At 25.2% G+C, this 13,329-nt stretch carries 11 protein-coding genes; all 11 read left to right on the top strand.

Annotation, left to right across the window (positions count from 1 at the left end):
- The first annotated feature begins 127 nt into the window (after positions 1-127).
- Entirely contained in the window at positions 128-1,093 is a 966-nt protein-coding gene (locus A9758_RS07065; protein ID WP_011406014.1) for a replication factor C small subunit, read from the top strand.
- A 2-nt stretch (positions 1,094-1,095) separates the two neighbouring features.
- Complete coding sequence (locus tag A9758_RS07060; RefSeq protein WP_011406015.1) at positions 1,096-2,700, top strand: replication factor C large subunit; 1,605 nt, start codon at positions 1,096-1,098, stop codon at positions 2,698-2,700.
- A gap of 110 nt (positions 2,701-2,810) precedes the next feature.
- Entirely contained in the window at positions 2,811-3,698 is an 888-nt protein-coding gene (speB, locus tag A9758_RS07055; protein WP_011406016.1) for an agmatinase, read from the top strand.
- A gap of 76 nt (positions 3,699-3,774) precedes the next feature.
- Positions 3,775-4,740, top strand: a complete 966-nt coding sequence (gene hemB, locus A9758_RS07050) for a porphobilinogen synthase (protein ID WP_011406017.1) — start codon at positions 3,775-3,777, stop codon at positions 4,738-4,740.
- 460 nt (positions 4,741-5,200) lie between these two features.
- A complete protein-coding gene (locus A9758_RS07045; RefSeq protein WP_048059691.1) occupies positions 5,201-5,398 on the top strand; it encodes a hypothetical protein in 198 nt (65 codons plus the stop codon).
- Positions 5,398-6,060, top strand: coding sequence for a hypothetical protein (locus A9758_RS07040; RefSeq protein ID WP_011406018.1), 663 nt, complete (start codon positions 5,398-5,400; stop codon positions 6,058-6,060). The genes A9758_RS07045 and A9758_RS07040 overlap by 1 nt, the downstream gene beginning before the upstream one ends.
- Before the next feature lie 934 nt (positions 6,061-6,994).
- Positions 6,995-7,702 (top strand): CRISPR-associated endoribonuclease Cas6, encoded by a 708-nt coding sequence (cas6, locus tag A9758_RS07035; RefSeq protein ID WP_011406019.1) that lies wholly within the window; start codon positions 6,995-6,997, stop codon positions 7,700-7,702.
- A 7-nt stretch (positions 7,703-7,709) separates the two neighbouring features.
- Positions 7,710-9,527 carry a TIGR02556 family CRISPR-associated protein gene (locus tag A9758_RS07030; RefSeq protein WP_011406020.1) on the top strand — a complete coding sequence of 606 codons (1,818 nt, stop codon included), beginning with the start codon at positions 7,710-7,712 and terminating at the stop codon, positions 9,525-9,527.
- Complete coding sequence (cas7b, locus tag A9758_RS07025; RefSeq protein ID WP_011406021.1) at positions 9,520-10,479, top strand: type I-B CRISPR-associated protein Cas7/Csh2; 960 nt, start codon at positions 9,520-9,522, stop codon at positions 10,477-10,479. Before A9758_RS07030 ends, cas7b begins: the two co-directional genes overlap by 8 nt.
- An 11-nt stretch (positions 10,480-10,490) precedes the next feature.
- Positions 10,491-11,198, top strand: a complete 708-nt coding sequence (gene cas5b, locus A9758_RS07020) for a type I-B CRISPR-associated protein Cas5b (protein WP_011406022.1) — start codon at positions 10,491-10,493, stop codon at positions 11,196-11,198.
- Positions 11,182-13,329: CRISPR-associated helicase/endonuclease Cas3 (locus A9758_RS07015; RefSeq protein WP_069776350.1), on the top strand; the 2,148-nt coding region annotated here is incomplete at its 3' end. The genes cas5b and A9758_RS07015, both read left to right, overlap by 17 nt.

The following is a 13,329-nucleotide window of genomic DNA, read 5'->3' as shown; positions in this document are numbered from 1 at the left end:
TTTTACAAATATTTTTTTTAAAATAATATTAAAAATCATCAACATATATAATAATTAATTAAAAAATTTTTTTTAAAATAGAAAAAAAGAACTTAATAATAAAATCATGAATTAGGTGAAAAATATCATGAAAACACCATGGGTAGAAAAATACAGACCACAAACATTAGATGATGTAGTAGGACAAGAACAAATTGTTGGAAGGCTAAAAAGATATGTAGAAGAAAAATCATTACCTAATATAATGTTTACGGGATTTGCAGGGGTAGGAAAAACAACATGTGCTCTTGCATTAGCAAAAAGTTTATTAGGTGAATATTGGCAACAAAACTTCCTTGAACTCAATGCATCAGATGCAAGGGGAATAGATACTGTAAGAAATGAAATTAAAAGCTTCTGTAAACTTAAAGCTGTAGGTGCTCCATTTAGAATAATATTCCTTGATGAGGTGGATAACATGACAAAAGATGCTCAGCAAGCATTAAGACGTGAAATGGAAATGTATACTAAAACATCTTCATTTATATTATCATGTAACTATTCATCTAAAATAATAGATCCAATACAATCAAGATGTGCAATATTTAGATTTTCACCAATTAAAGCAGCTAATATCATTAAACGTTTAAAATACATAGCATCAGAGGAAGGAATAGAAGCAGAACAATCAGCACTTGAAAATATTGTTTACTTTACTCAAGGTGATATGAGAAAATCTATTAACATTCTTCAAGCATCAACAACCACAGAAAACACAGTAACAGAAGAAGCAGTATATGATGTAATAAGTAGAGCAAAACCTAAAGATGTTCGTAAAATCATTAATAAAGCATTAAATCATGATTTTATGGAAGCACGTGATTTACTCAGGGATATTATGATTATTGAAGGAGTTAGTGGTGATGATTTAATTACACAATTCTATCAAGAAGTAGCACAAATGACACAAGAAGAACTAATTCCAGAAGTAGAATTTATAAAATTAATGGAATATATGAGTGAATGTGATTATAGAATAAGAGAAGGTTCTAATCCAAGACTTCAATTAGAAGCTTTATTAAGTAAATTTTTATTAGTTAAACAGGATGCATAAAATTGAAATGGGTAGAAAAATATGCACCTAAAAAATTAGGTGACGTACTTGGAAATGCCAAAGCAAAGGCACAGATAGAAGTATGGGCAAATAAATGGTCAAAAGGTGTTCCACAAAAACCATTATTATTAATGGGTCCTCCAGGAATTGGAAAAACCACAATTGCACATTTAGTTGGAAAAGAATATTTTTCTGAAACAATAGAAGTTAATGCTAGTGATAAAAGATCATATGATATTATAAAAAGTAGTATTGGTGAAGCTGCACAAACTAGAAGTCTTTTTCATTCAGGATATAAATTGTTAATAATGGATGAAGTTGATGGAATAAGTGGACGTGATGATTCTGGTGGTGCACGTGCAGTAAATGAAACTATTAAGAATTCAAAACAACCAATAATTTTAATGGCCAATGATGCATATAGTAAACGTTTAACTTCTATTAAACCTAAATGTCAAGGAATAAAGTTTACAAAAGTTCATACAAATTCAATCAATGCACAATTAAAAAGAATATGTGCAAGAGAAGATATAGAATATGATTCAGAAGCATTATATACATTAAGTAAGGAATCAAATGGTGATTTAAGATCTGCAATAACAAGTTTAGAAGCTATTGTTGATAATGATAAAAAAATTACAAAGGATAGTTTATCTGTTATAGCAAAAAAAGATGGTGAACAAAATATTTTTGATACTGTTGTAGCAGTTTTAAAAAGTAAAAATCCAGAGCATGTTGCTGAAGCTATGAGAGTTAATACTCAGCCACCATTTCTAATAGAATTAATTGCAGAAAATATTCCAAGAGAGTATGAAAGAACAAATGAAATAGTAAAGGCTTATGAAATGATTTCTCTTGCTGATGTTAATTTGGGAAGAGCATTCAGAACACAAAACTACACATACTGGAAATATGCCTTTTTATTCATGGGACGAGGAGTAGCAGCAGCAAAAAAACAAACATATAAGAAGTTTTCAAGGATTATAACACCAACAATATACACTAAACTTTCAAAATCAAGAAAAAATAGAAATTTAAAAGAACAAGTAACACAGAAGATGAGTTTAAAACTACATACTTCTCCTAAGGAATTGGAAAAACAATTAGTATTCTATGAAGAATTGTTTAAAGATAATGAACAAGCATATGATTTAAAACAATATTTTAAATTAACAGATGATGAAGTAAAACTTTTCAGATCAAGAAAAATACCAGCTTCTGTAGAGAAAAAACGTTTAACAAAACTTAGAAAAGAACAAGAACTTGAAGAAAAAGAAATTCAAAAACAAAAGATAATAGATGCTAAAAAAGTAGAACTTAAAGAAGAATCTAAAAATAAAAAAGAAATTAAAGTTAAAACTAAAAAAGACACTGTTGAGGATAGTTCTAAAACAAAATCTACAACTAAATCAAAGAAAACTAGTAAATCAACACCAACAAAAAAAGTTACAAAAACTAAAAAATCTTCAAATTCCACAACTAAAAATAAGACAGAATCACCTAAAAATTCTAGTAAAACTTCATCTAAAACAAGTGTTGATGATAAAAAAACTTCTAAGAAAAATAATAAAAAGAAATCAAGACAAACTACACTATTTGATTTCTAATTTTACCTCTTTTTTTGTTGATTATAGTATACATTCCATAAAATTATTAGAATTAGATAATATACATATCTACTATAATAATTTAAAAGAAATTAGGATGTGGTAATTCAATGTTTTTTTATGCAGATAATATGATGAATTTTGCTTTTTCAAAATCTATAGATAATGAAGAGGAAATAGAGGAAGGTTATGCTATTATGGGTGTTGGATTTGACAGTACAACAAGTTACATGGCAGGTTCAAGGTATGGTCCAAAGGCTGTTAGAGAAGCTTCATATAATTTTGAATCATATAATTTATCATTTGATACTTCACTAACTGCTTGTAGTTATGATATTGGAGATGTGTTTGTAAATACAGGAAATTATGAAACAACACATGTTATGATTAAAGATACTGTAAAATCCATCCTTGAGATGGATTTGTATCCTATTGTAATAGGGGGAGAACACACAATTACAAATGGTGTTCTTGGTGGTATATATGATTTTAATGAGGATCTTTTTCATAATTTAACAGTAGTGCATTTTGATGCTCATTTTGATATGAGAGATACATATCTTGATGAGAAATATTCACATGCAACAGTACTTAGAAGAATCCATGAACACAAACCCCAACAAATAATACAACTAGGTATACGATCAGCACAAAAAGAAGAATATGAATATGTAAAACAACAAGATAACATATCATACTATACAAATCATGATATTAAAGAAAATAAGAACGAAATACTAAAAGTATTAGAAAAAATAGATACACCCATTTATATTACAGTAGATATTGATGTCCTAGATCCAGCATATGCACCCTCTGTAGGAACACCAGCACCATGTGGAATTACACCATATGATTTGGAGGATATGATTGGAGTACTTTCAAAAAAGAATGTAGTGGGTATTGATGTGGTTGAAGTTTCATCAAATACAATAGGAGATACAACAAGTATAAATGCAGCAAAGGTAATCTATGACTTTTTATCACTACAAGACTAACTAAACTTAATAACAAATAAAATATATAATTTTAAATAATAACTTAAAAAATTAATTAATAAAAAGATGATTTAAAATGTTTCCAGTTACAAGAATGAGAAGAATGAGATCAGATGAAAGAATAAGAAGCATGTTTCGTGAAACAAGTGTAGATATTAGTGATTTTATATATCCACTATATATTAAAGAATCAACAGAAAATGGAAATCCTGAAGAAATAAGTACAATGCCCGGTCAATACAGATATTCTGTTGATGATGCAGTAGATTTTGCAGGACTTCTTGAAGATGATGGTTTAACATCAGTAATACTCTTTGGAATACCAGATTATAAAGATGAAAAAGCATCCAGTGCATATGATAAAAATGGTATAATTCAACAAACAATCAAAGCATTAAAAGAACAAACAAACCTAGTTGTTTTAGGTGATGTTTGTATGTGTGAATATACAGATCATGGACATTGTGGTATAATAAAAGATAACTATGTTCAAAACGATGAAACACTAAAATATCTATCAAAAATAGCAGTAAGCTATGCAGATGCAGGAGTAGATGTAGTAGCACCAAGTGATATGATGGATGGAAGAGTAGGTGCAATTCGTGAAGCACTAGATAAAAATGATTATATCAATACTCCAATATTTTCATATGCAGCAAAATATGCATCCACATACTATGCACCATTTAGGGATGCAGCAGATTCAACTCCAAGCTTTGGTGATCGTAAATCCTATCAAATGGATCCAGCAAATTTCAATGAAGCAATTAGAGAAGTAGCATTAGATGTTCAAGAAGGAACAGATGCTATTATTGTTAAACCAGCACTAGCATATTTAGATGTCTTACGTGAAGTAAAACAAACATTTAAAATGCCAACAATAGCATACCAAGTAAGTGGTGAATATTCAATGATACAGGCAGGAATAGAAAAAGGATACATTACAGAAGATTTACTATATGAAACACTACTTAGTATAAAACGTGCTGGAGCAGATATGATTATAAGTTATTTTGTACCACAACTACTTGGTATAGAATAGAACAATATCTTCTTTTTTTTTACTTTTTTTAGTACCTAAAAGATTTAATTTTAAAACAATTCCATTTTTAATTTTAAATGGATTTAATACTAAAATCATACATTTTTTTTATAATACTTGTTAAAATACTTGCTAATTTTTATTTTAGTAACTTAAATATCTTTTATATGTATTTTTAATTGTGGTGATGTAATTTAAGTAAATTTAAATTCTAAATCTATTGGATCTTTTATAAAATCTTTATTATTATTCAAAATATTTTTAAGGCATATTTTATAGATTTATTATTATCACTTTTTTAATTAAAATTCATTTTTTTAAAAGAAGTTAAGGAGTTGATTTTATAAATTCTAGTGTTAAAAAAGGCACTGATTTTATTGATAATGTATCTGATAATATTTCTATTGTTTTAGATGATTCTAAGTCTAATATTAATTTAGATGATAATTCTGAAGTAAAAATGGTAAAAGTATTAAAAATAATAGATAAGATAGAATCACCTAAAATAGCAAAAACTGCTAAAATTGCCGTTGATGATATTGTTAAATATCATGATGATTATTATGAATTTCTATTTGGTGAAAGTTTTGGTAACAAAATTAAAGAAGATGTTGAACCATATCTCAATGGTTCTAAACACATATGGGGATGGACATAATGGACATAATTTCAGGTTTATTTTTCATGATTATGGTAGTTTTTCTTCCAATTGTGATTTTAAGCCTTCCTTTTATTTTGTTAGATAAACTTCTTTTATCTGATTTTTTTTATAATAAAACAGGAATTAAAACCTATGTCATGTGGTATGGTAAAAAAAGATATCTTGATAAATATGCTCTTTTCATAACTTTAGGTCTTATTAGTACAATTATAGGTGGTATGGGTTATTATGTATATTATTTAACAGGACTATTTGCTTACTTTAAGATTGCAGCACTCTATGATATATGTTTAATTTATATTGGTATTTTAATTTATCTTCGTAAAAAATTCTTCTTTTATATAGATGAGGAGAAAAAAGAGGAAGATAGGGTATATCCCATACCATATATTATAATTAGTATGATATGTGATGTTACAATAAATGTTGGTATCATGATTATATATGTATTATATCGTATAACACATGGTGGTATTTTAATATTTGTTATGATAATACTTGTTGTACTACTACATTTAACTGTATTTCCAGATTATATCAATAAAGTACTTCCAATAGAGATTAGAACATCAGAGGGATTATCTTTATTCCTATTTTTATGCTTTTTTTTATGGGCTATAATAATGAGGGTTATATTAATAATAGGATTGGCTTTGTAGAAAAGTTATATCCACACTATATTTTTTTTTAAATTTTAATAATGTAAAATCAGATTTTACACTTGAAATGGAATATAATTGAAAATTGGAATGTTAATAAAGTTTAAATTAGTGATATGTGATATAATAAATATTAATGTTAGAAAGTATAAGGGATATTATTACGAAACTTAAAAACAGATATTCTATAAATACTTATTTCTCTTCTAGACAACTTAAACTTTTGATTTTGTGTTGAAAAGATCTAAAAATAATTACTTATTATATTCAATTAAAGTATATTACTAAACTTAGATGGTGGATGATACATTAAAACAAACATGGGAAATTATAGATAACAAATATATTTTTTTTTATGAATATAGGTCAGAAAGAGAATGTTAGCAAATAGTGGGATGTTCTCACAAAATTATTCAAATTTAATACAAATTTCAAGAACATGGAATTAATAAAGACATATGGGCAGACCCCTTTATTATATCAACAGTTATGGTAGACAATGCCACAATTGTTATAACTTAAAATAAAATAAATAATACAAGAAATAAGTTTTAACACGTATATAAAGAAGTATATGTACTTTTTATTGATTTTAATGAGTTTATCACGTGTTGGATAGGAAAATATATAATTAAAATTAAAAATAAGATAAAATAATGTATTAAAAGGGGATTAATAATAATTTGTATACTATTAAGTCTATTTTAAAAATATTTATACTTTAAATCAAGTTTTCATACTATTGTTTTCACACTATTTATTTTTCTAGTCTATTTTAAACTCTTATTTATTCTTTTATTTTTCATATTATATTAAATTTAAATTTATTAATCTTATTCTTTAAATCAATAAAAAATAATATTTATATAGTATAGAAAATAAATTATAATAATAAGAAAAAATTAAAATTTTTAATTTTAATTAGGAGGTTAATATGAGACTAATAATTAAATTCAATCCATTATCTGATTGTAAATACGATGCAATTGGTAAATATGATATACAAGGTTTTATATATTCATTGTTAAAAGATACTGAATTTAAAAACTATCATGATATAAAAGGCTTTAAATTCTTTACATTTTCCAATATATTTCCAGTATGTGACTTTAAACAAGATAATTTAAAAACAATAATTATATCATCTCCAAGTAGTGCGTTTATTAAAGTACTATATTATCAATTATCAAACTTAGAAATATTTAGATTAAATAAATATTATATGGAAAAATATAAAGTTAAACTTATCAAGAATAATAAATGTTCTAATTCAATAATCACTGGAACACCTATTGTATTGTTTGAAAATAATTATGAAAATAGATATTATTCTTTTAATCAAAAATTAGATTTTAATTTTTTCTTTAATAGACTTAAAGAAAACGCTTTAAAAAAATACACTGCATATACACAAGATGAAATAAACTTAGAATCAGATCTTTTTGATTCTTTTGAATTTAATCGAGAGGTATCTATGCGAATAATTATGAAAAACCAAACTTTTATTATAATAGGTAGCTTATGGAAAGTTTTAGAAAAAAATATTGCTCGAGAAGATAGAAAATTTTATAATTTTTTATTTGATTGTGGTTTAGGCGAAAAAAATAGTTTAGGAATGGGTTTCATTAATAATAGGAGGTGAAAACGATATGTTAAATGGTATGTATGAATTAGGTAAATTCTGGATTCATGAAGAAAATATGGAAAAGATAGAAATTGTCTTGGATGCTAATAAACTCAATAATACTAAAAAAGTATTATTTGTTGATACAATAATTGATGGCAATAATATTAATTACCTTAAAATTACAGAAGAAGAGTTTACTCTTCAAAAAAACATTAATTACATGTATAAAAAAGGATCTTCAAATGGTACAAATCTTTCACCATCCTCATTAATCACAGAACCAGAAAAAACATTTAATAAAAAATTTTTCAAATGGTTTAAGGATAATGCTAAAAAAGATGAATTTATTAACAATATCTTTCTCATGTTAGATGAAAATAAAGAGAAAATCATGGAAGAAATAATTAATGTCTATGATAAAATAGACTCTGAAAATAATCGTAATGTTTTATTAACTATTAGATTTTCATTAAATGAAAATTTCAAGTATTTAAATGATTATGAAATTTTTAAAGAAATTCTATTAAATAAAGCTAATGAGAAATATTATAAATTAGGTTCTAAAAAAAGTAAAGGCACATCGAAATGTTACCTTTGTGATAAAACTACAGAAGTATATGGTTTAGTTCCAAGTTCAATTGGTTTAACCTTTGCAACTGGAGATAAATCAGGTAATGTACCAGATTTCAGCGTTTCAAATCAATGGAAACAATCTAGTATATGTCCTAGTTGTGCATTATATTTAGAGGCTGGAAAAAAATTTGTTGAAAAATATCTTAGCTTTTCTGAGTATGGTTTACGTTATTATGTAATTCCCATGGTATTTTTTAACAAAGAAAAAGTTTTAGAAGAAATATATGATGATTTATTAGATATTGAGGAACATAGAAAATATTCAGATGTTGTTAGTAAGGAAGAAGAATTTGCAGAAATAATTGAAAACTTAAATGATATTTTGGAGTTTAAGTTTTTATATTATGAAGCAAGTAATAATTCATTTAATATCTCAGGATATGTAGAAAGTGTTCTTCCATCCTGGTTACATAAGATTTACAAAGAACAACACAATACACAAAACTTACCAATATTTAATGAAGAACATATGAATTTAATATTTGGTGATAAAAATGTTGGAAATTTTATAACTAGAATTACTAATCAAAATAAAAAATATTCATTAAATCAATATAACTGGTATTTAGGCTTATTAAGAGATTTCTTCTCATTTAAAAATAATAATAAATATTATATAGAGCTAGTAAATTCAATCATGAATCAAACACCAATTGATTATGAATTCCTATTAAAACAAATCATGAATGAAATTAGAAGTAATTGGCGTGATTATGATAATAAGGGAGGAATTATGCGATTTAATGTATTTAAAGCTTTACATTTAATCATATTCTTAGATTCCTTGAACTTATTTAATGGAGGTAAAAAAATGCCTTTTGAAAATATGAATGAAACTGAAATATTAAATATGTTAGAAAGTCCTGATAAGAAAGCATGTTTCTTATTAGGTGTATTGACAAAAAAAGTTACACAAATTCAATATTCAAAATTAGAGTCAACACCATTTATTAATAAATTATGGGGTTTGAATATTGATAAAGATAAATTAAAACAAATATATACAATGGCTATTAATAAATTAACAGAATATAATCCTAGCAATAACTATTTTTATAAAGAAATAGAAGAGGAAATTACACTTAATTTAATAAAAGCAGAAAATAATTGGAAATTAAAAAAAGATGAAGTAAGTTATTACTTTGTGTTAGGCTTTACAATTGGAGATACATTTGAATTAAAAGATGAGGCTGATAAAAATGAATAGATCAGAATTATTATTTTTATATGATATAAGTGATGCAAATCCTAATGGAGATCCATTGGATGAAAATAAACCACGTATAGATGAAGAAACTGAAATTAACATAGTTACTGATGTTCGTTTAAAAAGAACAATAAGAGATTACTTAGAAGAATTTGCAAATGAAGAACTATTTGTAAAAGAAAAAGCTGGAAAAGAGGGTGGACTTCAGGATGCTAAAACAAGAGCAGAAGATTATTTACCTGAAGGAAATTACGAGTCATTTGATGAAGCTAAAAATGCTTTAAAAAATAATATTTTAGAAAAATGTATTGATGCACGTTTGTTTGGAGGTACAATTCCTCTTGAACTTAAATTAAAGAAAAAACAAACAGGATCCATTACTCTTACAGGTCCGGTTCAGTTTAGAATGGGTCGCTCACTACACAAAGTAGATATGCAATATATAAAAGGAACTGGTGCTTTTGCTTCTAAAGATGGTAAAAGTCAAAAAACCTTCCGTGAAGAATACATATTGCCTTATTCTCTTATAGCATTCTATGGAGTAATAAATGAAAATGCTGCAAAATCAACTAATTTGAGAGAAGATGATATTAATAAATTATTGGATGGAATATGGAATGGTACTAAAAACTTAATTACAAGATCTAAATTTGGTCAAACTCCAAGATTATTGTTACAAATAGAATATTCTGAAAATAACTTCTTTATAGGTGATTTAAACAATAAAATATCAATAAAACATGACTTTGAAAATGATAAAGAAATTAGAAATATTAATGAAATTAACTTAGTATACAGTCAATTACTTAATAGTTTATCTAAAAACACAGAAAAAATAAATAAAATCTATTATAAAGTGGATGATAACTTAAATTCAATTAATGAAGAAAGTAATTCTATTATTGAAGCTATAAACTCTTTAGGAATTGATACTGAAGAAATTCAATTATAGAAGGTGTTATTATGAATCTAATAGTGTTTGACATTTGGGGGGATTATGCCTATTTCAGAAGAGGATATACAACAACTTCAACATTAACATATCCATTTCCTAGTCGAACGACTATCGCAGGTTTTATTGCTGGTATACTTGGTTATCCAAGAAATTCCTATTATGATTTATTTCAGAAAGAAAATAGTAAAATAGGTTTAAAAATCATTAATCCTATTAAAAAAACCAGAATTAATTTAAATTATATTAATACTAAAAATAGCATGCTTTTATCTGAAATAAAAGGTAATGGAAAAAGAACACAAGTCCCAGCAGAATTTCTTAAAAATGTAAAATATAGAATATATCTATCTTTAGATGATGAAGAAATAATGAATAAATTATATAATACATTAAAAGAACATAAAAGTGTTTATACACCTTATTTAGGTATAACTGAATGTTTAGCTAATTTTAGTCTTGTTGGTAAAGGTATATATTCGACTGAAAGTATTAAAGGTAATAATGTTGATATTAATTCTGTTGTATTAAAAGAAAGTGGTAATATTAAAATAGAACCTAAAAAACGTTATGGTGTTATAAAATCACCAGGTTTTATGGAGGATGATCGTAGTGTTACTTCATTTTTAGAGTATTATTATGAATCAATGGGCAATACTATTAAACTTGAATCCTGTGAATATTATAAAGTTGGAGAAGACAATGTTATCTTATACTGATAAAATTAATGAACTTTATTCACACCCTCAAAAGCCTTTAACAGAACATTTGTTAAATGTAGCAGAAAATTCAAGAAGTATCTTTGAAAATCTTAACATAGAAAATAATTCTTTCTATGCCTCCCTTTCTTTTTTAATTGGATTATGTCATGATTTTGCTAAATGCACCAGTTTTTTTCAAAAACATCTATTTGGAATAGAAAATAGTGAAAAGGCATATCATAGCTTTTTATCTGCAATTTTTGGGTATTATGTGATAAAAAAGTACATAAAAGAAAATGAAATTAAAGAAGAACTAAATTATCCTATCATAGGTTACATTTGTATAATCAATCATCATGGAAATTTAAAAGATGTTTATAATACAGAAAAATCAGAATTTAATAAAATAAATCAAATTCCACAATATCTTGATGAACAAATTAAGGATATTAAATCAAGAAACATATCTAGTCTTAAAGAATTTTATTTAAAATACAACATTTCCATCGATGATTTTTTAGAAGAATATGAAGAAATTAAATCAGTTATTAAAAAAGATTTAAAAATAATATATCGAGAAAAAAGAATTGATAATTACTTCAATGTATTAATACTATTTTCAGTATTATTAGATAGTGATAAGTTAGATGCTTCTTACACTGAGACATATCCTAGACAAGAACTTAATGCTAATTTAGTTGACTTATATAAACAAGAAAAATTTGGTCAATATGAAGGTATTAATGAAATTCGAGAAGAAGCTTATCAAGAATTAACAAGTTCTCTTGAAAATATTGATTTAAACAATAAAATCTATTCAATTACGTTACCTACTGGTTCTGGTAAAACAATGAGTGCATTTTCTTTTGCATTAAAATTACGAAGAAAAATAAAAAACGAAAAAAATATTATACCTCGAATAATATATACCATGCCTTTTTTAAGTATTGTTGATCAAAATGAAGAAGTATTAAGAAAAATATTAAATTATTCCAATTATGATACTTCTGATATTTTAATTAAACATAATTCCACATCTGAATTATCTTATGTGGTAAATAAAAATGGAACTACGAAAATACAAGATGATCCTACTGAAAAAGCTGAATTAGATGTAGATAAAGCTGAAATGCTACTTGAAGGATGGTATTCAGAAATAGTTATAACTACGTTTTATCAATTAGCATATACTCTCATATCAAATAAAAATAAAGCATTAAGAAAATTTCATAATATAAGTAATTCTATCATAATAGTAGATGAAGCACAATCTATTCCAGCAAAATATAATCAAATATTCAAAACAGCATTAGATTATTTGTCTAAAAAATTTAATGTATGGATTATATTCATGACTGCTACTCAACCAGAAATTTTCAAAGAAAGTGATGGAATATTACCTTTAATTACTAATGAACAGAAATACTTTGACTGTTTTGATAGAGTTAACTATGTATTTCATCATACACCAATGACAATTGATGATTTTAAAGAAAAAATAGTTGATATAATTCAAGAAAATAATAAAGATATTATGATAGTATTAAATACTATATCATCATCAACAGAGATATTTGAGTATATACAAGGGTATTTTGATGAAGAAGGTATAGAATTATACTATTTATCTGGAAATATAATTCCAAAAGAGAAACTAGAACGAATTAAAAAAATTAAAGAATCTAATAATAGAAAAGTCATCGTTACAACACAATTAATTGAAGCAGGAGTAAATATTGATGTAGATATAATCTACAGAGATTTTGCTGTGATGGATAGTATTATTCAAACTGCAGGTAGATGTAATAGGAATGATAAAAAAGAAAAAGGAACAGTAAATATAATACATTTAATTAATGAAAATAAAAGAGAATATAGTAGTTTTATTTATGACTCAACACTTCTTAGGCTTACTGAAGAATTAACAAAAGATTATACAGAAATTTCAGAAAAAGATTTCAATTTAAAAATATCAAAAAAATATTATACAGAAGTAAATAATCGTATAAGTCATGATGCATCACATAATTTAGAAAAAATAATATCAACACTTAAAATATCAAATATAACACATGAATTTAAATTAATTGAAGATGATATTGAAAAAATAGATGTTTTTATTGAAATAAATGATGAAGCAACTGAAATA

The organism is Methanosphaera sp. A6 (genome assembly GCF_001729395.1).
GTDB classification, from domain to species: Archaea; Methanobacteriota; Methanobacteria; order Methanobacteriales; family Methanobacteriaceae; genus Methanosphaera; species Methanosphaera stadtmanae.
The sequence above is the reverse complement of the archived record's forward strand: the minus strand, read 5'-3'. Positions and strand labels throughout refer to the sequence as shown.

Bases quoted from the DNA above. Each gene is read 5' to 3' on its own strand.
- A9758_RS07030 (WP_011406020.1), top strand. From the start codon at position 7,710: ATGTTAAATGGTATGTATGAATTAGGTAAATTCTGGATTCATGAAGAA.
- cas6 (WP_011406019.1), top strand. From the start codon at position 6,995: ATGAGACTAATAATTAAATTCAATCCATTATCTGATTGTAAATACGAT.
- speB (WP_011406016.1), top strand. From the start codon at position 2,811: ATGTTTTTTTATGCAGATAATATGATGAATTTTGCTTTTTCAAAATCT.
- cas7b (WP_011406021.1), top strand. From the start codon at position 9,520: ATGAATAGATCAGAATTATTATTTTTATATGATATAAGTGATGCAAAT.
- cas5b (WP_011406022.1), top strand. From the start codon at position 10,491: ATGAATCTAATAGTGTTTGACATTTGGGGGGATTATGCCTATTTCAGA.
- A9758_RS07065 (WP_011406014.1), top strand. From the start codon at position 128: ATGAAAACACCATGGGTAGAAAAATACAGACCACAAACATTAGATGAT.
- A9758_RS07045 (WP_048059691.1), top strand. From the start codon at position 5,201: ATGGTAAAAGTATTAAAAATAATAGATAAGATAGAATCACCTAAAATA.
- A9758_RS07040 (WP_011406018.1), top strand. From the start codon at position 5,398: ATGGACATAATTTCAGGTTTATTTTTCATGATTATGGTAGTTTTTCTT.
- hemB (WP_011406017.1), top strand. From the start codon at position 3,775: ATGTTTCCAGTTACAAGAATGAGAAGAATGAGATCAGATGAAAGAATA.